Below are 22,370 nucleotides of genomic sequence, written 5' to 3'. Positions count from 1 at the left end.
CGGCTCTCCCTCTCTCGCAGCGTCACCAATGAGGCTTTGCTCTAACTCAGCGCTGGCACTGGCGGCAATAGAAGGTTGAGCGCCCGCTCTGCACGATGCGCTCGATATGGCCCGCACAGCCGCTGTGCGCACAAGGTTCGCCCTCGCGGTCATAGACGGAGAAGGAGTGCTGGAAGTAGCCGAGCGAGCCGTCGGTATGGACATAGTCGCGCAGCGAGGACCCGCCGGCGGCGATCGCATCGGCAATGACTTCCCGCACCGATGTCGCCAGAAGCGTAGCCCGCTCCTTCGCCACCTTGCCATTGTCGGCGATGGTGCCTGCGGCCCGCGTCGGCGACAGCCCGGCGCGCCAAAGTGCTTCGGAGACATAGATGTTGCCCAGTCCGGCAATCAGCCGCTGGTCGAGCAGGGCCGCCTTCAGTGGAGTCTTCTTGCCTTCGAACAGATGGGCGAGCAGTTCACCGTCAAGCGTATTGCCCGTCGGCTCGACGCCAAGTCCCTGCAGCATCGGATGCTCGGTGCCGTTGCGCTCGGCAAACAGCATGAAGCCGAACCGCCTGGGGTCGTTGAAGACGACTCGCGCCGAAACCCCCTTTGGATCCGCGACGTGGAAGACGACATGGTCGTGAGCCTCGGACTTCGAGCGCTCGTGGTGGAAATTGCCTGGGGCGGCAGAGCCCTCGTCGGTTTCGACGCGGAACGAGCCGGACATGCCGAGATGGCAGATCAGCAGCGGCGCATCCTCGACATCGGCGATCAGATATTTGGCGCGCCGTCCGAGCGAGGTGATTTTGCGGCCTTCCAGGCGTTCTCCGAACCTGTCGGGGAAGGGGTAGCGCAGATTGGGGCGGCGGGTCTCGACGCGCTCGATGCGCGCGCCTTCCAGCACCGGCTGCAGTCCGCGCCGCACGGTTTCGACTTCGGGCAATTCAGGCATGGCTGGCGATCGTCTCCAGGAAGGAGTTGCCATGGCGGCCGGGCGCCAGGCCGAGATGGGCCGCCACCGTTTCGCCGATGTCGGCGAAGGTAAGCCTCAGCCCGATATCCCCGCCGGAACCGCCCGCAGCGATACCGATCACCGGGATGCGCTCGCGCGTGTGGTCGGTGCCTGGCCAGGTCGGGTCGTTGCCATGGTCGGCGGTGAGGATGAGCAGGTCGCCCGGCTTCATCCGCGCAAAAGCCTCGGGCAGGCGCCTGTCGAAGGCCTCGAGGGCTGCGGCATAACCCGGCACGTCGCGGCGATGGCCGAATTCGGTGTCGAAGTCGACGAAGTTGGCGAACACCAGGTCGCCGCCCCGGGCGTCGTCCATGGCACCGAGCGCTTTGTCGAACATCGCCATGTTGCCGACGCCCTTGCGGATTTCGCTGATACCACGATGCGCGAAGATGTCGCCGATCTTGCCGATGCCGATCACCTTGCTGCCGCGTGCGGTGAGGCGGTCGAGCAACGTGTCCTCAGGGGGCGGGGTGGCATAGTCGCGGCGGTTGGGCGTGCGCTGGAACGTTGCCTTGCTCTCGCCCAGGAAGGGTCGGGCGATGACCCTGCCGATCTTCAGCGGGTCGACGAGGCGGCGGACGACCTGGCATAGCTCGTAGAGCCGCTCCAACCCGAAATGCGTTTCATGTGCTGCGATCTGCAGCACCGAATCCACCGAGGTGTAGCAGATCGGCTTGCCTGTTCTGACATGCTCTTCGCCGAACCGTTCGATGATCTCGACGCCGCCGGCGTGGCAGTCGCCCAGAATGCCCGGAACCTTGCCTTCCCTGGATATCGCTTCGGTCAGCGAGGCGGGGAAGGCCGGAACAGTCTGCGGAAAATAACCCCAGTCGAAGGTGACGGGCAGGGCGGCGATTTCCCAGTGGCCGGAAGGTGTGTCCTTGCCGCTCGAAACTTCCTGTGCCGCACCGAAAAAGGCGCCGGCACGTAGCGGCGTGCCGGCGGCGAATTCGAACCCTGTCGCCCGCCTGGCGGCGAGGCCAAGCCCGAGCGATGCCATATTCGGCACCTCTAGCGGGCCGCTGCGCAAACCGACGCGGTCGCCGCGGCCCTCGGCGCAGGCGCTCGCAATGTGCCCGAACGTGTCGGAACCGACGTCGCCGAAGTGCGCGGCGTCGGCCGCCCCGCCAATGCCGAAGGAATCCAGAACAAACAGGAATGCACGCGCCATCTACAAGGGGCTCTCAATTGCCGGTCCGCCAGACATAGGATCAGTCGCGGACGTTGGCAATTATCCGGCGGAAAGGCAGCTGACAGCTTCGCGGCACAGGGCTGTGCCGGTTCAGCAGTTCGTGCAGGGAACCGATGCGCTCATGCGGGGGCGCAGATAGTAGGTTTCCGACATCGGGATACTGGCGAAAGCCGCGCCCAGGCCAAGCGTCTGTTTGCTTGTGGGTGTCCAGACGATGACGGGCAGGTAGTCGAGGTTGCTTTCGACCCGGATGAGGAAGGTTCCTCTGATCTTGAGTGCCGTCGGCACCGTTGCCGGGGCGTCTTTGGGGGCGTCCATCGAGGCAGTGCCGTTCACGAGTTTGCGTGACCAGGCCACCTTTACGACAGGTGTCGGTTCATCGGTTATCTCGATCGCGGTGATCACGATCTTGCCGACACTGCGATTGTAGGGCTGCAGGATCGATTCACCGATCTTCATGATCGCATCGATCTCGGCCGTGGTGGTGGTCTGCTGCTGGGTGACGAGGTCGGCGACCATCGAGCCGACGCGGCTGACTTTCTTGTTGGTCTCGATCCCTTGCGACACCTCCATGGTCACGAAGTAGAGCGACAACAGCAGCGGCGCGATGATGGCGAATTCGACGGCGGCAATACCGCGCCTGTCACCGACCAGCGCGCGAGCGCGACACCGCCATTGCTCCAGCAAGGATCGTGCTCCCGCGCAGAAAGACATGTTGCCCCTTTTCCCAGGTCCGCGGCTCTCGTGGCCGATCGGTTCACTCAGTCGTTAAACGGTTCGTTCTGCCAGGTGACGGTCGCGTATTGCAGGGTCTTGCCGTCCTTGAGGTTCGACATCGATGCCCGCATGAAATCTGTGATGACAGGCCACTTGTAGATGACCTGCAGCATGTTCTTGGACATCGAAGGGCCTGGTGTGACGGCAAAGCCTGTCGTGTCGACATCCCTGTCGCTGGTCAGTTTGAGCTTGACCTTTGCCGCTTCGGCAAAGGTCGGATAGCTGCGCAGATCGACGATAAGCTGGGCCTTGCAGTCCTTCGAGACCAGGACTGCAAGCTTCTCGCAAATCTTGTTCTTCAGTTTGTCCTCGGTGAAACCTGCCGCCTTTTCCTGGCCCGTGCGCAACTGCCGTGCAACTTCGTCGGCGGCATTGGCGAGCACCTGTTGCCCGGCAAACGCAATGCAGCTTTCCAGGATGGCAAAGACCAGCAGCGAGAACGGGATCGCCAGCACGGCGAATTCGATCGCTGTACTGCCGCTCCGGTTCCGCATGAACCTGATGAGGTGGCTTGGCTTGGATCCGTTCACATCAATGCCTTCTGCAACCGCTGCTGCGCTCATGTCCCGACCGCGTTCCGTGGTTCGCGTCGACGTATAAGGGAAAGCTGTTGAGGTCCGGTTTGAATGACCGGGAAAATTGTGCGAATCCGGTTTACCCGCGGCTAACCACGCGGGGCAGTGTCACGCATCGACACCTACTGGCTGGCGTTCATCTCGCTCTCGGACATCCGCTCGGCATCGCTCTTGTAGGAGCTCTCGCAATAGGGCGTGCAGGACAGCGTCTGGATCTCCGAACGCCGGTAGATGCGGACGGATGAGGCGTCATGGCGGATAACCGTCACCTGCTCGTCGACGATCGGGCTGCCGTCGGCATCGAGCACCACGAGGTTGGTGACTCCGAAACCCTTGCCGGTGAGCACGATGGTCGAGGCGTCCTGTATGGCAGCATCGGCGATCGCCGAATTGCCGACCACAATGGTATCGGCCGGGCGCGTGAGCCGCACGATCTTGGCCTGGTTCATCGTCACTTCAATGCCCGCGCCGGCATATGCGTATGTTGCGGCCGCGAGAGATGCCAGCCAGGCGCAGGTTCCCAGGACATAAAGGTTTGGCTTGGCCATGTCGTCGCCCCCTCGGCGGCTGTCGGTGTCGGTCCACTGTTCAATGGAAGATGAACGACTTTGGTGAACCAACGGTTAAGCGTTGCATGGTGACAACCATAGGGCGAGGCGGCATCCCTTTCGAACAGTCTTCATGTCACGTTGCCGGCGCCGAAGAACGCCTTCCCGAGGCAGGGGCCATCCCTGACAATTGTTGGGCTGCGCTTAGTTCGCAGTTAACCAAATGGAGCCAAGCCGCCACGAAAGGATTCGGTAAGGCTGTTTCTTAAGTCGATCGAAAGAGCTCCCCGCTAGGTTGCAGTCATCCGATCGACGACAAAGAAATGTTGGCGGAAGTGCTGTAACACGGAGCAAGGAGCTTATCATGTCGAACCTCATCGCACGTTTTGTGAAGGACGAATCCGGCGCGACCGCCATCGAATACGGTCTGATCGCCACGCTTATCGCGCTTGCCATCATCGTTGCCGCCGGCAGCGTCGGCACGCAGCTGGATGCACGCTTCGACGCCATCGCAACGGCGCTGACGCCCGCCCCGTAATATGGGCGCAAAGCCTCTCCGGCGCTTCAGTCGGTAAGGTTCACGGAAGGCTGCTCGCGTTGAGCAGCCTTTTTGCTTTCGGGCGGCAATCGATGGATCCCGCCGCCGGTTCATCGAAGCTTAATGCCGCTTCGTTAGCTTCGACCCATGTGGTGTGAATGGCGGAGATGTAGCCATGCTTGAAGCGTTGATTTTTGTCGTATTTCCCTTCTGCATGGTCTTTTCAGCCGTCTCCGACACCTTGTCGATGACGATCGCCAATCGTGTGCCGCTGCTGCTGCTCGGTGTGTTCCTCGTTGTTGCACCGCTGACTGGAATGGCGTGGGCGGATATCGGTTTGCATCTCGCCGCCGGTGCCTTGCTGCTGACGGTTACATTTGCCTTGTTTGCCTTCGGCGGCATGGGCGGCGGCGACGCAAAGCTGATCGCTGCCACCGGCGTCTGGATGGGGCTAGGTATGCCCCTGATGGAGTATCTGCTCACCTCGACGATCCTTGGTGGTGTCCTGACGCTCTCGATCCTGGCTTTCCGGAGTTCGTTGCTGTCTCGCGTCGTCAGCCAGAACATGTTCCTCAAGAACTTCTCCGAAGACGCAGGCGGCGTGCCCTATGGCATTGCCCTTGGGCTCGGCGGGCTCGTCACCTACCCGGCCTCGCCGCTGGCGGTCTGGGCAGTGGAGCGTCTGGCGTCACAATAGCCCTGCAGACACCACGCGTAAGAAACAATTAATCACGCTTGTAAGGACTGCATTAACCATAAGTTGACGATTGCCTATGCAAAGTCCGGCTTGGCTTGATGGGGTGCCAGGGCGAGGTTTCGGACAAATGGCTGCATCGCGACTGATGATACTGGGCGTGGCGGTCGCTGCCGCAGGCGGCGCCGGTTTTGTCGCCAAGAACATGTCGGCACCGCCGCCAGCCGAGGTCATTGTCGAGTCCGGCCCACAACAGCCACAGATTGCCCTTACGGATGTTCTGGTGCTGACCGCCGACGTGCCCATGGGTGGCACCGTCGAAAACAACATCGGCTGGCAGCCCTGGCCCAGTGACGGCGTCAATCCCAATTTCATTACCCGGGATGCTGAGCCCGAAGCGCTCGACAAGTTCAAGGCCTCAGTGGCGCGACTTGCCATGTACAGTGGCGAGCCGCTGCGCAAGTCCAAGCTGATCGGCGAAGGCCAGAGCTTCATGTCGGCGGTCCTGCCGTCCGGCATGCGCGCTGTCGCCACCACGATCTCCGCCGACACTTCGGCCGGTGGTTTCATCCTGCCCAACGACTATGTCGACGTCATCATGACGCGCCGCACCGACGCATCGAAATCCGGCGGCGGCTTCACCACCGAAACCATTCTCAGCAACATCCGCGTCCTGGCCATCGATCAGGCCATCCAGGAGGATGAGGAAGGCAAGAAGGTCAAGGTTGGCGAAACCGCCACGCTCGAGCTTACGCCGCAGCAGGCCGAAATCATCACCGTGGCGCAGCAGATGGCTGACCGACTGACACTGGCGCTGCGTTCGGTTGCCGACACCCAGCAGAAGAACCTCGCCGAGGCCGATTATCTGGTTTCCGGCTCAGGCAAGCGCGGAACGGTGCGGCTCATCAAATCTGGCGAGATTTCTGAATCGGGAGCACGGAAATGAGGTCCTGCATCAGACTTCTGGCGACCGCTGCCACAGCCCTTGGCATCCTGGCCGGCGGCTCCCTTGTTGCCAATCTCGCCCCGGCTTCCGCAGCCCAGGCCAAGATCGGCTCGAACACGACCAATAGCCAGCGCGTCAAGCTAGGTCTCAACAAATCGGTTGTCATCGACCTGCCGAGCGACGCCTATGACATCCTCGTCGCCAACCCGGCCGTTGCGGACGCCGTCACCCGTACGGCGCGGCGCATCTACCTGTTCGGCAAGGCGGTCGGTGAAACCAACATCTTCGTTTTTGGCCCCAATGGCGAGCAGATCGTCAGCCTCGATCTCTCTGTCGAGCGCGACGTTGCCGGCCTCGAGGATTACATCAAGCGCTTCATCCCCAGCGCCGACATCAAGGTCGAACTGCTGAACGACAACGTCGTGCTGACCGGCACCGTCGACACCCCGCTCGATGCCAAGCGCGCCGTCGACCTGGCGACGATCTTCGTGACAGGCGGTGAGGCGACGACTGGTCAGTATTCGCAGACTGCCTCTGGCGGATCCCAGAACGGCGGCGTCGATATCGATAACCCCGACCAGACGCGCCAGAAGAGCAAGATCGTCAACCTGCTCCAGATCGTCGGCGACGATCAGGTGATGCTGAAGGTCACCGTCGCCGAAGTCAGCCGCAACATCATGAAGCAGCTCGGCGTCAACATGCTGGCGAATGGCGGCGCAGACGGCATTAGTTGGGGCATAGCAAACGCCGCGACAGGCGGTCTGGGCGCGCCGTTATCGGGCAAAAACTTCTCATTGATTGGCAAGAATGGCCTTGAAGCCTCGATCAGCGCCATGGATCAGGCAGGTGTCCTGAAAACCCTTGCCGAGCCGACCTTGACGGCAGTGTCGGGCGAGCAGGCGACTTTCCGCGTTGGCGGCGAGTACAACATGTTGCGAGAGGTTTCGGCGCCAAAGATGAACGACCAGGGCGTCGTCACCGACCCCGGCGGCCTCCGCTACGAGACGATGGAATATGGCATCAGCCTTGAGTTCAAGCCTGTCGTGCTCTCGCCTGGGCGCATCAGCCTGAAGGTTCGGACGGCGGTCTCCGAACCGACAAATGAATCACCGGGCGCCAGTGGTTCCAATCCGATGCTGCCGTCGTTGCGCAAGCGTCTTGCCGATACGACAGTTGAACTTCCGTCTGGCGGCTCGATGATGATTGCCGGTCTCGTTCGCGACGACGTCAAGCAGATCATGGGCGGGGTGCCCGGTCTTTCGAAAGTGCCGATCCTTGGCACGTTGTTTCGCAGTCGCGACTTTATCCGCAATGAATCCGAATTGGTCATCATCGTGACCCCATATCTGGCGCGCCCGGTTGCACGCAATGAACTCGCCAAGCCTGACGACAATTTCAGCGTTGCCAGCGATGGCGCCGGTATTTTCCTCGGCCGCGTCAACCGGGTCTACGGCACCATGAAAACCGACAAGCCCATGGGCCGCTATCACGGCGTCGTCGGCTTCATTTACAAATGAGCGGGGATAGGGGCATGTCTCAGGCAATCTTCACACGTACCGCCGACCGCGACAGACCGGTCAATGCGCGCTTCCTTGGTTCACTGCTTGCAGCTGCCGCGGTGGCATTGCTGGCAGGCTGCGCCAATCGTGACAGCGTCGTCGTCGGCTCGATCCCCGACGACTACCGCACCAATCATCCCATCGTCATTGCCGAGAAGAACCAGACCCTCGACATTCCGGTGGGTGCTGGTGATACCGGCATTACCAGAGGGCAGAGGATTACTTTCGAAGGATACCTGCAGCATTATGATCGCAATGCGGCCCCGACGCTGACGATCATGACCCCTGCGGGCGGGGCCAACGACGCTGCAGCTTCGAGGACTGCCCGTGGCTTGATGAACGTCGCGATGAAGGCCGGCGTTCCCAGAAACCGGATCGCCATCACCCGCTACCAGAGCGAGTACCCCGAAGCATCGTCACCCATCCGCGTTGTTTACGCGGCGATGAGGGCGCAGACGGGCCGTTGCGGCACCTGGCCGGCGGATATCGCCGACACGACCGAGAACAAACTCCACGCCAATTTCGGCTGTTCCTATCAGAACAATCTCGCGGCGCAGATCGCCAACCCGGCAGACCTGCTCGGGCCACGCAAGCAATCCGAGATCGATGCCGAAAACCGCAACGTGGTGATCGACCAGTATCGAAAGCCGCCGGCTCCCTGGGATCCGGAAACATTCTATTGACGGGATTTGGGGGCAGTCAGACATGAGCAATCTCGCCTACGATTCCCCGCCAGATGGGGCCGAGCTGTCGCAGCATGATCTTGACGTCATGCAGACCTTGAGGCCCGTGCCGCGCATTTCGATCCAGGCCTTCTGCGAGACCGACAGCGTCGCTGGCCCGATCGGCCGTGCCGGCGAAGATCGCCGCATGGCAAAGGCCCATCTCCAGGTCCATATGGGCGGTATCGAAACCGCCATCGAGGTCTACAGCGGCGCACCGACCCCGAATCTGATCATCCTGGAGTCGCGCAGCGAACCCAAGAGCTTGCTTGAGGCGTTGCATCGGCTGTCGGAACATTGCGACCCGAGTTCCAAGGTGGTGGTCATCGGCCATTACAACGACGTCGCGCTCTATCGCGAGCTGATCCGCTCGGGCATCTCGGAATATGTCGTGGCGCCTGTCTCCACCGCGGATGTCGTCAGCGTCATCTCCTCGATCTTCGTCGACCCCGACGCAGAGCCGATCGGACGCTCGATTGCGTTCGTCGGTGCCAAGGGCGGCGTGGGTTCCTCTACCATTGCCCACAACATCGCCTGGGCGATGTCGAGCCTGTTCAAGTCCGAGGTGGTCGTCGCCGATCTCGACCTGGCCTTTGGCACCGCCAACATCAACTTCGACCAGGACCCGGCCCAGGGCATCGCCGAGGCGGTGTTTGCGCCGGAACGTGTCGACGAGGTCTATCTCGACCGCCTGCTGGCCCAGTGCGCCGAGCATCTGTCGCTGCTTGCAGCACCCTCGACGCTTGAGCGCGTCTATGATTTCGACGCCGAGGCCTTCACATCGATCATCGACACGGCCCAGCGCAGCTCGCCGATGCTTGTGCTCGACGTACCCCATATCTGGAGCGGCTGGAGCAAGAACACACTGCTTCGCGCCGATGAGGTGGTCATCACGGCGACGCCCGAGCTGGCCAATCTGCGCAACACCAAGAACATGGTCGATATGCTGAAGCGGCTGCGGCCCAACGATCCGCCGCCCAGGTTGATTCTCAACCAGGCCGGGGTGCCGAAACGCCCTGAGATCACCGCCAAGGATTTCGCCGAGCCGCTTGGCATCTCGCCGTTGGCGGTCATCCCGTTCGACCCGCTGCTGTTCGGCAATGCCGCCAACAATGGACGCATGCTGGGCGAGATGGATGCCAAGAACGCGGTCGTCCAGACGATCAACGAGATCGCCCATGTTCTCACCGGCAGGTCCGAGGCCAAGGCCAAGAAGGCGTCCGCACTCGGTGGAATTCTCAGTCGGCTGAAAGCCCGCAAGAAGTGATGCCAGTGCGGCGGAGGTGTTAGTCGATCATGTTTGGCAGGAGAGGCAACGACGACGGTAATCGCCCCACGCCGGGGTTCCGTCCGCTCGCAACGACGCCGCCCCCCGCGGCATCGCCACAGGCCGCCGACACGCTGGTTGCTCCACGCCCCGCGGCGCCTGCGCCGGCTGCACCGGCAGCCGCGCCGCGGCGTAATTTCGAGCCGACGCCCTCCTTTGCGCCAGAGCCGCGCAAGGCGCAGCGCGAGCGCAGCGAAAGCTATTACGACACCAAGAGCCAGGTGTTCTCGGCGCTGATCGACACCATCGATCTGTCGCAGCTTGCCAAGCTCGATCCTGAAAGCGCGCGTGAAGAAATCCGCGACATCGTCAACGACATCATCGCAATCAAGAACTTCGCGATGTCGATCTCCGAGCAGGAAGAGCTGCTTGAGGACATCTGCAACGACGTGCTCGGCTACGGCCCCCTCGAACCGCTGCTGGCGCGCGACGAAATCGCCGACATCATGGTCAACGGGGCCAAGAACGTCTACATCGAAGTCAACGGCAAGGTCGAGCAGACCTCGATCCGCTTCCGCGACAATCAGCAGTTGCTCAACATCTGCCAGCGTATCGTCAGCCAGGTCGGCCGCCGCGTCGACGAATCCTCCCCCATCTGCGATGCGCGCCTGCCCGACGGCTCGCGCGTCAACGTCATTGCGCCGCCATTGTCGATCGACGGCGCCGCCCTCACCATCCGCAAGTTCAAGAAAGACAAGCTGACGCTCGATCAGCTGGTCAAGTTCGGCGCGATCTCGCCACACGGCGCCGAAGTGCTGAAGATCATCGGCCGCGTCCGCTGCAACATCATCATCTCGGGCGGTACGGGCTCCGGCAAGACGACGTTGCTCAACTGTCTGACCAACTACATCGACCGCGACGAACGCGTCATCACCTGCGAGGACTCGGCGGAACTGCAACTGCAGCAGCCGCATGTCGTGCGCCTCGAAACGCGCCCGCCCAACCTGGAAGGCGAGGGCGAGGTGACGATGCGCGACCTGGTCAAGAACTGCCTGCGCATGCGGCCCGAGCGCATCATCGTCGGCGAAGTGCGCGGACCGGAGGTGTTCGACCTTTTGCAGGCGATGAACACCGGCCATGACGGCTCGATGGGCACCATTCACTCCAACAGCCCACGCGAATGCCTCAACCGCATCGAGGCGATGATCGCCATGGGCGGATATTCGTTGCCGCAGAAGACCGTGCGCGAGATCGTCGTCGGCTCCGTCGATATCATCATCCAGGCCGCCCGCCTGCGCGACGGTTCGCGCCGCATTACCCACATCACGGAGGTGATCGGTATGGAAGGCGACGTCATCATCACCCAGGACCTGGTGCTCTACAACATCAAAGGCGAGGACCAGAACGGCAGGCTGATCGGCAGCCACGTCTCGACGGGCATCGGTCGGCCGCACTTCTGGGATCGTGCTCGCTACTACGGTGAGGAAGCACGTCTGGCGACCGCACTCGAAGCCATGGAAAAGGCTTCGGATTGACATGCATAGGATGAGGATCTGACGCCATGTTCGGCCTCGACGCCATGATGCTGATCTTCGTTGTACTGGCCGGCTTGAGTGCCGGCGCGGTCGCCTACGCCTTCCTGTTCAACAGGATCGAGACCCAGGCCAACACCGACCGTCGCATGGCCTTGGTCAGGCAGACGGAGTCGGACAAGTCGGTGGTCAAGGCCTCGCGCGACCGGGTCGCCGAAGTCGCCAAAAGGCGCAAGTCGGTCCAGGATACTCTCAAGGAGCTCGAGGAAAAGCAGAAGGCCAAGGACCGCAACATCAAGAAGCCGCCGCTGCGCGTGCAGATCAGACAGGCCGGCATGTTGGTCACGATCGAGCGCTTCTACGTTTATTCGGCGATCTGCGGTCTCGTCGTTACGTTGCTGGTCTATCTGGCGGGCGCGCCGCTGATCCTGCTACCTGGCGCGCTGCTTGCCGGCAGCATTGGCTTGCCCAGGTGGTTCGTGTCCTTCCGCCGCGGCCGCCGCGTCAAGCAGTTCCTCGAGGAATTTCCCAATGCGCTCGACATCATCGTGCGCGCCGTGAAGTCAGGTCTCCCGCTCAATGATGGCATCCGCCTCATCGCTTCGGAATCGCCCGAACCCGTTCGCGGCGAATTCCGTCGCATGGTCGAGGCGCAGCAGGTGGGCATCTCCATCCCGGACGCTGCCTTGCGCATGACCGAGACAATGCCATGTCCCGAAGCCGGCTTCTTTGGCATCGTCATCCAGATTCAGAGCCAGGCGGGCGGCAATCTTTCCGAAGCGCTGGGCAATCTGTCGCGCGTGCTGCGCGACCGCAAGAAGATGAAAGCCAAGATCCAGGCGCTGTCGATGGAAGCCAAGGCCTCGGCCGCGATCATCGGCTCGCTGCCGGTCGTTGTCGCCGTGCTCGTCTTCTTCTCGAGCCCGAACTACATCATGCCGTTGTTTGTCACGAGCACCGGCCACCTCATCCTCGGCATTTCAGGCGTATGGATGGCGATCGGCATCTTTGTGATGCGCAAGATGATGAACTTCGAGGTCTAGGCCGATGACGGACCAGGTTGTCAAATCACTTACCGATCCGTCCTTCCTCATCGCGCTGCTCGTCGCGATCGCGGTGTTCGCGACTGTGTTCACCGTCCTGCCGTCGTTGAGCGGAAATCCGCTCAAGGGGCGCATGAAGGCGGTTGCCCTTGAGCGCGACGAGCTGCGCGCCAAGCAACGCATGCGCCTTGCCGCCGAAGCCGACCGCCGCCACAAGGGCCTGCGCGAGCAGCAGTCGATCGGTATGCGCAACATCGTCGAGCGGCTCGACCTGCGCCGGGCACTCGTCGACGAAGCGACGCTCAACAAGCTGAAGATCGCCGGTTTCCGCGGTCAGAACCCGCTGACGCGCTTCCTGTTCTTTCGTCTGGTCCTGCCGTTCGTCGGCCTGATGCTGGGCATACTGTACATCTTTGTGCTTGGCGCATTCCCCGACAAGCCGTTCCTGATGAAGGTTTTCATCTGCATCGTTCTGGCATATGCCGGCTTCTACGCACCGGTGCTTTACGTCAACAACCGTGCCACCAAACGCAAGCAGTCGATCCAGGCGGCTTGGCCGGATGCGCTGGATTTGCTGTTGATCTGCGTCGAATCGGGCATGTCGGTGGAATCGGCGCTCCGCAAGGTTGCCGACGAGATCGGCGCGCAGTCTGTCGATCTCGCCGAGGAGTTCGTGCTCACCAATGCCGAGCTGTCCTACCTCACCGAACGCCGCCAGGCCTATGAAAACCTGGCCGGCCGTACAGGGCTTGATTCGGTCAAGTCCATCACTCAGGCGCTGATCCAGGCCGAGCGTTATGGTACGCCCGTCGCGCACGCGCTGCGCGTCCTGGCGGCCGAAAGCCGCGACATGCGCATGAACGCTGCGGAGAAGAAGGCGGCCGCACTGCCGCCCAAGCTCACCGTGCCGATGATCCTGTTCTTCCTGCCGGTGTTGTTTGCCGTCATCCTCGGCCCAGCCGGCATGCAGATCAGTGAGCGCGGCCTGATGGGCGACAAGCAGCAGTCAAGCAGCGAATAGGGCAGCACCCTTCATCGAGGCACAAAAAAGCCGCGTCATGACGCGGCTTCTTGCGTTGGGTCAGACGGTTCCGTCAGTTCTTCTTCGACTTGTCGTCCGCCTTGATCTGGTTCCATGCATTCTGCTGGGCCAGCATGCCCCTGAGGTAGCTGACATTGGCCTGCGCCTGCTCGGGCGAAAGCTCCTGGCTGGCAATCTGTTCGGCCTCGTCGAAGCGGCCCTGGAGCCCGACGGCAAGCGCCAGGTTCTGGCGCACGCGGCTGTCGGCGTCAGGCTGCGAAGCGGCCGAGCGGAGATAGGTCTCGGCCGATTTCAGGTCGCCTTCGAGCACATAGGACATGCCGAGATTGGACAGCACCGACGGTTCGTTCGGCTTGAGGTCGAGCGCCTTGCGATAGAGACCGCGCGCATCCTGGGTCTGGCCAAGCTGGTCGAGGATCGCGGCTTCCGCCGACACCAGCTTCCAGTCGGGATATTCAGGCGTCTGGGCGCGCCGCACGGCATCGAGCGCCGGCTGGAATTGTCCCGAGGCGGCGAGCGCCTTGCCATAGGCTGCGAGCACGTCGCGATCCTTGGGATAGCCGATGGCGAGCTTGCGCATCACCGCCAGCGACTGGTCGGTCTGACCCTTGATCTGCAACGCCGAGGCATATTGCAGTGCCACCGGCTTGTTGTTGGGGTCGCTGGCATAGGTCCGTCCGATCTGGTCGACGGAGCCGCCGATCGCACCCGTCGACATTGTGTCGACCGCTTTGCCGCGTCCGATCGAGCCGGTCGTCATCCTGGAGGCGCCGCAGCCGGCGACGCTTGCCATCAGCAGCGTCAGCAAAGCCATTCGGGCGAGGCGTTTTCCCGTTGCGTTCATCGAGCGATTGGTCAACATCGGCGACGGGTCTCCATTCGTTCGCGTGGCCGTTCACAGGCCATTTCCCCGCTTTGGAGAAATATTCTGTTAACCCTAACGGATGGTTAAGAACGCCTGACGGCACAGCCATCCGAGACTGAAGGAAGCCGAAATGCCGGTCGAACTGTTCGAGCAAAAGCCCTCCGACGCACTGCCGATCCACCTTGTCGCCAAGGGCGGTCTCGAAAATGCCGGGCTCGCTGCTGACGTCTTGGCCTGGGCCAATGCCAACGGCTTCGCCGGCGAGGCCGGAAAGGTGCTGGCAATCCCCGGTGCGGATGGCAGGCTTGCCGGAGCGCTGTTCGGCATCGGCAATGGCGACAGCGGGCTTGCCTTCGGCGCGCTTGCGCGCAACCTGCCCGAAGGCAACTGGCACTTCCAGGGAGCGCCGGCGCAGCCTGAACTGGCAACATTGGGTGCTTCCCTCGGGGGCTATGTCTTTACCCGCTACGGCAAGAAGCCGGGCAGGGCGCTTGGCCTCGAACTGCCCGCCGGTGTCGACATGGCACGGCTGCACCGCATCGTTGATGCGGTGTTCCTCGTCCGCGACCTGGTCAACACGCCGACCAACGACATGGGCCCGTCGGCGCTCGAAGCCGCGGTGCGCAAACTCGCCGGCGTCCATGGCGCCGACGTCAAGGTGACGCTCGGCGACGACCTTCTCACGCACAACTTCCCGATGATCCATGCTGTCGGCCGCGCCTCCGACGATGCGCCGCGCCTGATCGACCTGAGCTGGGGTCACCAGGATGCACCCAAGGTCACGCTGGTTGGCAAGGGTGTCTGCTTCGACACCGGCGGCCTCGACATCAAGCCGGCATCCAGCATGCTTCTGATGAAGAAGGACATGGGGGGCGCCGCCAACGTCCTCGGCCTCGCCTCGATGATCATGGCGGCCCGGCTCAACGTCCGGCTGCGCGTGCTCATCCCGGCGGTCGAGAACGCGATCTCGGCCAACGCCTTCCGGCCGGGCGACGTGCTGCAGAGCCGCAAGGGCATATCAGTCGAGATCGGCAACACCGACGCCGAGGGCCGGCTGGTGCTGGCCGATGCGCTCGCCCTTGCCGATGACGAGCAGCCGCAAATGCTGATCGACATGGCAACGCTGACGGGTGCCGCGCGGGTGGCGCTCGGCCCCGACCTGCCGCCTTTCTACACCGACGACGAAGCTCTCGCTGCCGATCTTGCCGCCGCATCGGTCACCGTCGAGGACCCGATCTGGCGCATGCCTCTGTGGAAGCCTTATGATTCGAAGCTGTCGTCGAAGATCGCCGACATGAACAACGTCACCACGGACGGTTTCGCCGGCTCGATCACCGCCGCCCTGTTCCTCAAGCGCTTCGTCGAGAAGACGCCAGGCTGGGCGCATTTCGACATCTTCGCCTGGAACCCGAGCGATCGTCCGCACGGTCCGACCGGCGGCGAAGCCCAGGCCATCCGCACGCTGGAAAAGGTCATTTCGGCACGGTTTGGGTGAAATTGCCCTCATCCTCATCCTCACCCTCACCCTGACCCGTGACGGTGGAGGGGGCATCGGCGTAGCCGCTTATCCTTCTCGCCGTATTGCGGGGAGAAGGCGCTGGCAGGCGGATGAAGGGCGGTGCGAGATATCCGCCTTGCCCGCGCCGCAAATTCCTCATTAAATGAAACGGAACCGAAACAAATCTAATGGATGCTGGCGTCATGCCGATCGCGTTGCGTCCGAGCCAGTCGCTGAGACTGCTGCAGCAGTTTTCCCTGTCCGAGGTGCGCGACGACGCACCCGACCTGACTTTGCGCCAGATGGCGATCCTGCTCACCATTTATCTCGACCCGCCGCCGCACACGGTGCGCGGGTTGGCGGCTCGCCTTGGCGTCAGCAAGCCCGTTATCACCCGCGCCCTCGACACCATGGGCGCGCTCAAGCTGGTGTCGCGCCACCGCGACGAGAGCGACAAGCGCAACGTGCTCATCCGGCGCACTGTTGAAGGCGCGCTCTATGTCGAGCGATTGGGCGATGCTATCATTGCCAAAGCCATGGAGCTTCCGATTTGACCGCCCGCGACAGCCGCCTTCACGCCTTCCGACCCGATCTCGCCGACGCCCGCCTGCAAGGCGAGGTCACCGCCGAGCGCTTCGTCGCCGGCCGTCCGGCGCGCATTTCCGCATCGGTCGCCGACGTCCGCAAGGCACCGCGCCCCGATTCCGGTCTCAACACCCAGCTGCTTTTTGGCGACGAGGTCGTTGTCTTCGAGGAAACCGAAGGCTTTGCCTGGCTCCAGGCTGAGCGCGACGGTTATGTCGGTTATGTCTCGTCAGGCGATCTTGCACCACGCGGCGCGGAACCGACCCATGTTGTCACCGCCTTGCGCAGCTTCGTCTATCCAGGTCCAGACATGAAGTCTCCGCGCAATGGCCAGCTCTCCATCGGCTCGCAGGTCACCGTTACCGGCTTCGCCGAAACGCGCGGCACGCGCTACGGGCTGCTGCCGTCGGGCGAAGCCGTGGTGCTGCAGCACCTGGCGCCGCTCGGCACCACATCAGACGATTTCGTCGCTGTTGCCGAAAGGCTGATCGACACGCCTTATCTTTGGGGCGGTTTCAGCGCCTTCGGCATCGATTGCTCGGGCCTCGTCCAGCTGTCGATGCGCATGACAGGCCGCAAGGTGCTGCGCGATTCCGACATGCAGGAGGCGTCGCTTGGCACCCCGGTTGATGCAGGTGCCGAATTTTCCCAGCTGCGGCGCGGCGACCTGGTCTTCTGGAGGGGCCATGTCGCAATCATGACCGATGGCGAAAACATGATCCACGCCAACGGCCACACCATGACCGTTGCCCGTGAAGGCCTGCGCCAGGCCATCGACCGCATCGGCTACCTCTATGGCGGTCCGACCAGCTTCCGGCGACCGTGAGGGGCAATCAGCTTCGGGCGGTTTCGGGCTTTGTGATCGTGGAGAAGCGCTCCGCGCCCTGCGTTTTCTTGCTTTGGCAATTGATGGGGCTTCGGGGCCGCAGTCATCCCGGAAACCGGAGCGCAACCGGACCATCGTCAAGCACGGCCGGGTCTTCGTCCCAGCGACCGTCATGAATGCATCCGCGAACCCAGACCCCCGGCCGCGCCGATCAATGGCTCCCGGGTCTCGCTGCGCTCGCCTGGGACGACGGGCGCGACTAGCTTGCCCACTAGGGGAGAAGTGACGGCGCCCTCAATAGCCGGCGTTGCGGTCGACCACGTTCTCCAGCGCAGCCCCGCGTTCAAAGGCTTCCATCTGGCTAAGCATCGGCGCCACCAGATGCGCGGGGTCGGAGGTCGCCGCCGCGTGCGGGGTGACGAACACCTTGGGGTGGTTCCACAGCGGGCTGGTCTTGGGCAAGGGCTCGACCTCGAACACGTCGAGGCTGGCTTCCTTCAGCGTGCCGTCGTCGAGCGCGCGCAGGATGTCGGCGTCGCGCTGCAGCTTGCCGCGCCCCGCATTGATCAGCACGGCTCCGCCGAGGCCGTTGCGCCGGCGCAGTTCCTTGAGCAAGCCATAATTGATGATGCCCTTGGTCGTGTCGGTCAGCGGCAACAGCACGACGAGGATGTCGGTCGCGTTGAGGAACGGCACCAGCCCGGCATCGCCGGCAAAAGTGTTGATGCCGGCTAGTTCCTGCGGCCGACGACTCCAGCCATTGATGCGGAAGCCGACTGCCTTGAGCACGTCGGCTGCGGCGCGACCGAGATTGCCCATGCCCATGATGCCGACGGAGATGTCCTCGGCTGGCCGCTGCGGCGGCTCGTGCCAGGCTTTCTTGGTCTGCTGGGCGCGGTAGAGCTGGCCCTGGCGATGATGGTCGAGCACCCGCCACAGCACATACTCGCTCATGTGCTGGCTGAGATTGTCGGCAACCACGCGCACGATCGGCACATCGGGCAGGCCGGGGTCGGCAAAGACGTGGTCGACGCCGGCGCCGATCGAAAAGATCGCCTTGAGGTTCGGCAGCTTGGCGAGCGTGCCCGGCTTCTGCTTCCACACAACCGCATAGTCGATCGAAGGGTCGGCAGCGCCATCGGGTTCGAGCACCACCTCGCGCTCCGCCGACAGCAGCTCATACCAGCGCTGCGGGTTGAACCCGGTGATCGAAAGAAGGATCTTGCCCTTGGCCTTGGTCGACATGCTCTTCCCTTGCGCCTGCTATTCGCTGACCACACCTGTCGGCGCCGTCTCGATCCGGAATGCCGCCGAGATCAGCGCCCGAGTGTAGTCGGTTTGCGGGCGCTCGAAAATCTGTTCAGAGGGTCCCGCCTCAACCACCTTGCCATTGCGCATGACGATAACCTCGTTGGCCAGCGCCCGCACCACCTTGAGGTCGTGGCTGATGAACAGATAGGCAAGGTCGTGCCTGGCCTGCAGGTTGCGCAGCAGGTCGACGACCTGTGCCTGCACGCTCATGTCGAGCGCCGAGGTCGGCTCGTCGAGCATGACGAAGCGCGGCTTGAGCACCATGGCGCGCGCAATGGCGATGCGCTGGCGCTGGCCTCCGGAAAACTCGTGCGGATAGCGGAAGCGCGTTTCGGGGTCGAGGCCGACCTCGCGCAGCACGTCGACGACCTTCTGGTCGCGTTCGGCCACCTTCAACCGGGGCTCGTGGATCTTGAGCCCTTCTTCGATGATGTCGGCGACCGACATGCGCGGGCTGAGCGAGCCGAACGGGTCCTGGAACACGATCTGCATCTCGCGGCGCAGCGGGCGCATGGCGCTGAAGCTGAACTTGTCGATCTCGCGGCCGTCGAAGTCGATCCGGCCTTGCGACGAGATCATGCGGGTCAGCGCCAGCCCCAGCGTCGTCTTGCCGGAGCCCGATTCGCCGACGACGCCGACCGTCTGGCCGGCACGGACGGCAACGTCAATGCCGTCTACGGCTTTCACATGGTCGACCGTCTTACGGAAGAAGCCCTGCTTGATCGGGAACCACACCTTGACGTCCGAGCCCGACATCACCGTCTTGGCCGTGGCGTCGGCTGCCGGCGGCTTGCCCTTCGGCTCGGCGGCCAGGAGGTGGCGCGTGTAGCTGTGCTGCGGATTGTCGAAGATTTCCTTGGTCGGCCCGGTCTCGACGATCTGGCCCTTTGTCATCACGCAAACCCGGTCGGCGATGCGCCGGACGATGCCGAGGTCGTGGGTGATGAACAGCATCGACATGCCCTTGCGGGCCTTGAGCTTGGCAAGCAACTCCAGGATCTGCGCCTGGACCGTCACGTCGAGCGCGGTCGTCGGCTCGTCGGCAATCAGAAGCTCCGGCTCGTTGGCCAGCGCCATGGCGATCATCACGCGCTGGCGCTGGCCGCCGGAAAGCTGGTGCGGATAGGCGTCGAGGCGCTTCTGGGGGTCGCGGATGCCAACCTCCTCGAGCAGTTCGAGCGTGCGCGCCTTGGCCTGCCGCTCGCCCATGCCCTGGTGCAGCGACAGCACTTCGACGACCTGCTGCTCGATCGTGTGCAGCGGGTTGAGCGAGGTCATCGGCTCCTGGAAGATCATGGTGATCTTGTTGCCGCGCACCTTGCGCAATGCGTTCTCGTTCAGGGAGAGCAGGTCCTGGCCGCCGAACATCATCTTGCCCGAGGGGTGGCTTGCCGGCGGATAGGGCAGGAGCTTGAGCACCGACAGGGCCGACACCGACTTGCCGGAACCCGATTCGCCGACCAGCGCTACCGTCTCGCCCTTGGCGATGTCGAAGGAGATGTGGTCGACGGCCTTCGTCGTTGTGCCGCCCTGGCTAAAGGCGACCGACAGGTCCTGGACCGAAAGGAGAGGGGTCTCGCTCACTTGAACGTCTTCCTTGGGTCGAAGGCGTCGCGGGTCGCCTCACCGATGAAGATCAGCAGCGACAGCATCACCGAGATGACGACGAAGCCGGAGAGCCCGAGCCACGGCGCGTTGAGGTTGCGCTGGCCCTGCTTGAGCAGTTCGCCGAGCGAGGCCGAACCGGGCGGCAGGCCGAAGCCGAGGAAGTCGAGCGACGTCAGCGTCGAGATCGAACTGTTGAGGATGAACGGCAGGAAGGTCAGCGTCGCCACCATGGCGTTGGGCAAGAGGTGGCGGTAGATGATGGTGCGGTTGGGCACACCGAGCGCGCGGGCGGCATTGACGTATTCGAAGTTGCGGGCGCGCAGGAACTCGGCCCGCACCACGCCGACGAGAGCGACCCAGGAAAACAGCAGCATCAACCCGAGCAGGATGAAGAAGCCCGGCGGCAGGATGGCGGCGACGATCAGCAGCAGATAGAGCACCGGGATCGCTGACCAGATTTCGATGAAGCGCTGGAACAGAAGGTCGGTCCAGCCGCCGAAATAGCCTTGCATCGCGCCGGCAGTCACGCCGATCAGCGCCGAGCCGGCCGTCAGGATCAAGCCGAACAGCACCGAGATGCGGAAGCCGTAGATGACCCGGGCCAGCACGTCGCGGGCCTGATCGTCGGTGCCGAGCCAGTTCCAGTTGCCAACAGTGCAGTTGGGATCGTCGACGCCAAGCGGATAGCGCTGGCAGCGCACGTCCTTGGCATACATCCAGGATGGCTTGGCGGGTGCCGCTTCGGGAATCTCATTATTGGTGGTGCGGTAGGAATAGCGGACCGGCGGCCAGATCGCCCAGCCATTGGCCGCGATCGCCTCCTGCACCACCGAGATGCGGTAGTCCGTAACCGGCAGGAAACCCTCGTCGCCGAGGAATGTCTCCTCGCCATAGTCGCTGATAACAGGCGAGTAGAACTCGCCCTTGAAGCGGATCAGAAGCGGCCTGTCGTTGGCGATCAGTTCGGAAAACAGCGACAGCACGAACAGCACGAGGAAGATCCACAGCGACCAGTAGCCGCGGCGGTTTGCCTTGAAGCTCAGCCAGCGCCGCTTGTTGATCGGCGAGAGCCAGGGTCGCTTGACCGGCACGGATACGGTGTCGACCGCCGACATCAGACATCCCTCCGTTCGAAATCGATGCGAGGGTCGATCCAGGTGTAGATCAGATCGGAGATCAGGCTGACGAACAGGCCCAACAGCGAAAAGATGTAGAGATTGGCAAACACCACAGGGTAGTCGCGGTCGAGCACCGAGCGGAAGCCCAGCAGGCCGAGCCCGTCGAGCGAGAAGATGTTCTCGATCAGCAGCGAACCGGTGAAGAAAGCCGAGATGAACGCGCCGGGGAAGCCGGCGACGACGATCAGCATGGCATTGCGGAAGACATGGCCGTAGAGCACGCGGTGCTCGGACAGGCCCTTGGCGCGGGCAGTGACGACATACTGCTTGCGGATCTCGTCCAGGAACGAGTTCTTGGTGAGAAGCGTGGTGGTGGCGAAGGCCGACAGCACCAGTGCAGTCAGCGGCAGCGCCAGGTGCCAGAGATAGTCGAGCACCTTGCCGCCGAGCGAGAGCTGGTCGAAATTTTCCGAGGTCAGGCCGCGCAGCGGGAACCAGTCGAAGAACGAACCGCCGGCGAACACCACCATCAAAAGGATGGCGAACAGGAAGGCCGGAATTGCGTAGCCGATGATGATGATGCCGCTGGTCCAGATGTCGAAGCTGGAGCCGTCCTTCACGGCCTTGCGGATGCCGAGCGGGATCGAGATCATGTAGGACAGCAGTGTGATCCAGATGCCGAGCGAGATCGACACGGGCATCTTTTCAAGAATCAGGTCTAGCACCGAGACATCGCGAAAGTAGCTCTCGCCGAAGTCGAAGCGGATGTAGTTCCACAGCATCAGGAAAAAGCGCTCGAGCGGCGGCTTGTCGAAGCCGAACTGCTTTTCGAGCTTGGCAATGAACTCCGGGTCGAGGCCTTGCGCGCCGCGGTATTTGGAAGAGCCTTCGCCGCCCGCCGGGTCGAAATTGTTGTTGCCGCCGAGATCGCCGCTGCTTCCCGACAGCCTGTCTGCAGCGTCACCGCCCTGGCCGGTCAGCTTGGCGATAACCTGCTCCACCGGGCCACCGGGCGCGAACTGGATGACGGCGAACGAGATCGCCATGATGCCGAACAGGGTCGGGATCATCAGCAAGACGCGGCGGAGGATATAGGCGCCCATCAGGCGAGGCCCCTCGAAGTGAGG

At 62.9% G+C, this 22,370-nt stretch carries 22 protein-coding genes; 12 read left to right on the top strand and 10 right to left on the bottom strand.

All coding sequences use genetic code 11. The features are described from left to right. Positions 1–46 precede the first annotated feature (46 nt). The 5 genes from mutM to IG197_RS10730 all read right to left on the bottom strand — a co-directional run bounded on the left by mutM (position 47) and on the right by IG197_RS10730 (position 4,089). Complete coding sequence (mutM, locus tag IG197_RS10750) at positions 47–937, bottom strand: bifunctional DNA-formamidopyrimidine glycosylase/DNA-(apurinic or apyrimidinic site) lyase (protein WP_154385933.1); 891 nt, start codon at positions 935–937, stop codon at positions 47–49. Continuing rightward, positions 930–2,168, bottom strand: coding sequence for a phosphopentomutase (locus IG197_RS10745; protein WP_192318677.1), 1,239 nt, complete (start codon positions 2,166–2,168; stop codon positions 930–932). Before IG197_RS10745 ends, mutM begins: the two co-directional genes overlap by 8 nt. A 111-nt stretch (positions 2,169–2,279) precedes the next feature. Continuing rightward, the gene (locus IG197_RS10740; protein ID WP_246340911.1) at positions 2,280–2,876 is read right to left on the bottom strand and encodes a TadE/TadG family type IV pilus assembly protein; all 597 of its coding nucleotides are present in this window, start codon (positions 2,874–2,876) and stop codon (positions 2,280–2,282) included. 74 nt (positions 2,877–2,950) lie between these two features. Then, positions 2,951–3,460 (bottom strand): TadE/TadG family type IV pilus assembly protein, encoded by a 510-nt coding sequence (locus tag IG197_RS10735; protein ID WP_246340914.1) that lies wholly within the window; start codon positions 3,458–3,460, stop codon positions 2,951–2,953. A gap of 203 nt (positions 3,461–3,663) precedes the next feature. Next, positions 3,664–4,089 carry a pilus assembly protein N-terminal domain-containing protein gene (locus IG197_RS10730; RefSeq protein ID WP_067965734.1) on the bottom strand — a complete coding sequence of 142 codons (426 nt, stop codon included), beginning with the start codon at positions 4,087–4,089 and terminating at the stop codon, positions 3,664–3,666. A gap of 364 nt (positions 4,090–4,453) precedes the next feature. On the opposite strand from IG197_RS10730, the gene IG197_RS10725 reads away from it, so the two are divergent. The 9 genes from IG197_RS10725 (at position 4,454) to IG197_RS10685 (ending at position 13,411) form a co-directional block, all read left to right on the top strand. After that, positions 4,454–4,627: a Flp family type IVb pilin gene (locus tag IG197_RS10725; RefSeq protein ID WP_083948712.1), complete on the top strand. Its 174-nt coding sequence runs from the start codon at positions 4,454–4,456 to the stop codon at positions 4,625–4,627. 175 nt (positions 4,628–4,802) lie between these two features. Continuing rightward, positions 4,803–5,324 carry a prepilin peptidase gene (locus IG197_RS10720; RefSeq protein ID WP_067965732.1) on the top strand — a complete coding sequence of 174 codons (522 nt, stop codon included), beginning with the start codon at positions 4,803–4,805 and terminating at the stop codon, positions 5,322–5,324. Positions 5,325–5,451: 127 nt separating this feature from the next. After that, on the top strand, positions 5,452–6,267 hold the full coding sequence (gene cpaB / locus IG197_RS10715; RefSeq protein WP_067965731.1) for a Flp pilus assembly protein CpaB: 816 nt from the start codon (positions 5,452–5,454) through the stop codon (positions 6,265–6,267). Further along, on the top strand, positions 6,264–7,784 hold the full coding sequence (locus tag IG197_RS10710) for a type II and III secretion system protein family protein (RefSeq protein ID WP_192318676.1): 1,521 nt from the start codon (positions 6,264–6,266) through the stop codon (positions 7,782–7,784). The genes cpaB and IG197_RS10710 overlap by 4 nt, the downstream gene beginning before the upstream one ends. 14 nt (positions 7,785–7,798) lie before the next feature. Then, complete coding sequence (locus IG197_RS10705; protein ID WP_246340910.1) at positions 7,799–8,509, top strand: CpaD family pilus assembly lipoprotein; 711 nt, start codon at positions 7,799–7,801, stop codon at positions 8,507–8,509. A gap of 22 nt (positions 8,510–8,531) precedes the next feature. Next, positions 8,532–9,815, top strand: coding sequence for a response regulator/pilus assembly protein (locus IG197_RS10700; RefSeq protein WP_192318675.1), 1,284 nt, complete (start codon positions 8,532–8,534; stop codon positions 9,813–9,815). Between the two features lie 29 nt (positions 9,816–9,844). Continuing rightward, positions 9,845–11,350, top strand: coding sequence for a CpaF family protein (locus IG197_RS10695; RefSeq protein WP_067965723.1), 1,506 nt, complete (start codon positions 9,845–9,847; stop codon positions 11,348–11,350). Between the two features lie 26 nt (positions 11,351–11,376). Next, the gene (locus IG197_RS10690; protein ID WP_192318674.1) at positions 11,377–12,390 is read left to right on the top strand and encodes a type II secretion system F family protein; all 1,014 of its coding nucleotides are present in this window, start codon (positions 11,377–11,379) and stop codon (positions 12,388–12,390) included. 4 nt (positions 12,391–12,394) lie between these two features. Then, on the top strand, positions 12,395–13,411 hold the full coding sequence (locus tag IG197_RS10685; RefSeq protein ID WP_067965719.1) for a type II secretion system F family protein: 1,017 nt from the start codon (positions 12,395–12,397) through the stop codon (positions 13,409–13,411). A gap of 73 nt (positions 13,412–13,484) precedes the next feature. Here IG197_RS10685 and IG197_RS10680 read toward each other — a convergent pair whose 3' ends face one another. Beyond that, a complete protein-coding gene (locus IG197_RS10680; protein WP_192318673.1) occupies positions 13,485–14,294 on the bottom strand; it encodes a tetratricopeptide repeat protein in 810 nt (269 codons plus the stop codon). A 133-nt stretch (positions 14,295–14,427) separates the two neighbouring features. Here IG197_RS10680 and IG197_RS10675 point away from each other — a divergent pair, with 133 nt between their 5' ends. The 3 genes from IG197_RS10675 to IG197_RS10665 all read left to right on the top strand — a co-directional run bounded on the left by IG197_RS10675 (position 14,428) and on the right by IG197_RS10665 (position 17,206). Beyond that, positions 14,428–15,792, top strand: coding sequence for a M17 family metallopeptidase (locus tag IG197_RS10675; RefSeq protein ID WP_192318672.1), 1,365 nt, complete (start codon positions 14,428–14,430; stop codon positions 15,790–15,792). 206 nt (positions 15,793–15,998) lie between these two features. After that, entirely contained in the window at positions 15,999–16,349 is a 351-nt protein-coding gene (locus tag IG197_RS10670) for a MarR family winged helix-turn-helix transcriptional regulator (protein WP_067967155.1), read from the top strand. Next, the gene (locus IG197_RS10665) at positions 16,346–17,206 is read left to right on the top strand and encodes an NlpC/P60 family protein (protein ID WP_192318671.1); all 861 of its coding nucleotides are present in this window, start codon (positions 16,346–16,348) and stop codon (positions 17,204–17,206) included. The genes IG197_RS10670 and IG197_RS10665 overlap by 4 nt, the downstream gene beginning before the upstream one ends. A gap of 294 nt (positions 17,207–17,500) precedes the next feature. Here IG197_RS10665 and IG197_RS10660 read toward each other — a convergent pair whose 3' ends face one another. The 4 genes from IG197_RS10660 to IG197_RS10645 are packed head-to-tail and all read right to left on the bottom strand — an operon-like array spanning position 17,501 to position 22,346. Further along, positions 17,501–18,451, bottom strand: a complete 951-nt coding sequence (locus IG197_RS10660; protein ID WP_067965711.1) for a glyoxylate/hydroxypyruvate reductase A — start codon at positions 18,449–18,451, stop codon at positions 17,501–17,503. 18 nt (positions 18,452–18,469) lie between these two features. Beyond that, positions 18,470–20,101, bottom strand: coding sequence for an ABC transporter ATP-binding protein (locus tag IG197_RS10655; protein WP_192318670.1), 1,632 nt, complete (start codon positions 20,099–20,101; stop codon positions 18,470–18,472). Beyond that, a complete protein-coding gene (locus IG197_RS10650) occupies positions 20,098–21,240 on the bottom strand; it encodes an ABC transporter permease (RefSeq protein ID WP_192318669.1) in 1,143 nt (380 codons plus the stop codon). The genes IG197_RS10655 and IG197_RS10650 overlap by 4 nt, the downstream gene beginning before the upstream one ends. Then, on the bottom strand, positions 21,240–22,346 hold the full coding sequence (locus tag IG197_RS10645; protein WP_192318668.1) for a microcin C ABC transporter permease YejB: 1,107 nt from the start codon (positions 22,344–22,346) through the stop codon (positions 21,240–21,242). The genes IG197_RS10650 and IG197_RS10645 overlap by 1 nt, the downstream gene beginning before the upstream one ends. Positions 22,347–22,370 lie beyond the last annotated feature (24 nt).

It is taken from the genome of Aminobacter sp. SR38, assembly GCF_014843375.1.
In the GTDB taxonomy this organism is placed as follows: Bacteria; Pseudomonadota; Alphaproteobacteria; order Rhizobiales; family Rhizobiaceae; genus Aminobacter; species Aminobacter ciceronei.
The sequence above is the reverse complement of the archived record's forward strand: the minus strand, read 5'-3'. Positions and strand labels throughout refer to the sequence as shown.

Coding starts and splice junctions, on each gene's coding strand:
- mutM (WP_154385933.1), bottom strand. CDS start 937: ATGCCTGAATTGCCCGAAGTCGAAACCGTGCGGCGCGGACTGCAGCCG.
- IG197_RS10745 (WP_192318677.1), bottom strand. CDS start 2,168: ATGGCGCGTGCATTCCTGTTTGTTCTGGATTCCTTCGGCATTGGCGGG.
- IG197_RS10735 (WP_246340914.1), bottom strand. CDS start 3,460: ATGCGGAACCGGAGCGGCAGTACAGCGATCGAATTCGCCGTGCTGGCG.
- IG197_RS10730 (WP_067965734.1), bottom strand. CDS start 4,089: ATGGCCAAGCCAAACCTTTATGTCCTGGGAACCTGCGCCTGGCTGGCA.
- IG197_RS10725 (WP_083948712.1), top strand. CDS start 4,454: ATGTCGAACCTCATCGCACGTTTTGTGAAGGACGAATCCGGCGCGACC.
- IG197_RS10720 (WP_067965732.1), top strand. CDS start 4,803: ATGCTTGAAGCGTTGATTTTTGTCGTATTTCCCTTCTGCATGGTCTTT.
- cpaB (WP_067965731.1), top strand. CDS start 5,452: ATGGCTGCATCGCGACTGATGATACTGGGCGTGGCGGTCGCTGCCGCA.
- IG197_RS10710 (WP_192318676.1), top strand. CDS start 6,264: ATGAGGTCCTGCATCAGACTTCTGGCGACCGCTGCCACAGCCCTTGGC.
- IG197_RS10705 (WP_246340910.1), top strand. CDS start 7,799: ATGTCTCAGGCAATCTTCACACGTACCGCCGACCGCGACAGACCGGTC.
- IG197_RS10700 (WP_192318675.1), top strand. CDS start 8,532: ATGAGCAATCTCGCCTACGATTCCCCGCCAGATGGGGCCGAGCTGTCG.
- IG197_RS10695 (WP_067965723.1), top strand. CDS start 9,845: ATGTTTGGCAGGAGAGGCAACGACGACGGTAATCGCCCCACGCCGGGG.
- IG197_RS10690 (WP_192318674.1), top strand. CDS start 11,377: ATGTTCGGCCTCGACGCCATGATGCTGATCTTCGTTGTACTGGCCGGC.
- IG197_RS10685 (WP_067965719.1), top strand. CDS start 12,395: ATGACGGACCAGGTTGTCAAATCACTTACCGATCCGTCCTTCCTCATC.
- IG197_RS10680 (WP_192318673.1), bottom strand. CDS start 14,294: ATGTTGACCAATCGCTCGATGAACGCAACGGGAAAACGCCTCGCCCGA.
- IG197_RS10675 (WP_192318672.1), top strand. CDS start 14,428: ATGCCGGTCGAACTGTTCGAGCAAAAGCCCTCCGACGCACTGCCGATC.
- IG197_RS10670 (WP_067967155.1), top strand. CDS start 15,999: ATGCCGATCGCGTTGCGTCCGAGCCAGTCGCTGAGACTGCTGCAGCAG.
- IG197_RS10660 (WP_067965711.1), bottom strand. CDS start 18,451: ATGTCGACCAAGGCCAAGGGCAAGATCCTTCTTTCGATCACCGGGTTC.
- IG197_RS10650 (WP_192318669.1), bottom strand. CDS start 21,240: ATGTCGGCGGTCGACACCGTATCCGTGCCGGTCAAGCGACCCTGGCTC.
- IG197_RS10645 (WP_192318668.1), bottom strand. CDS start 22,346: ATGGGCGCCTATATCCTCCGCCGCGTCTTGCTGATGATCCCGACCCTG.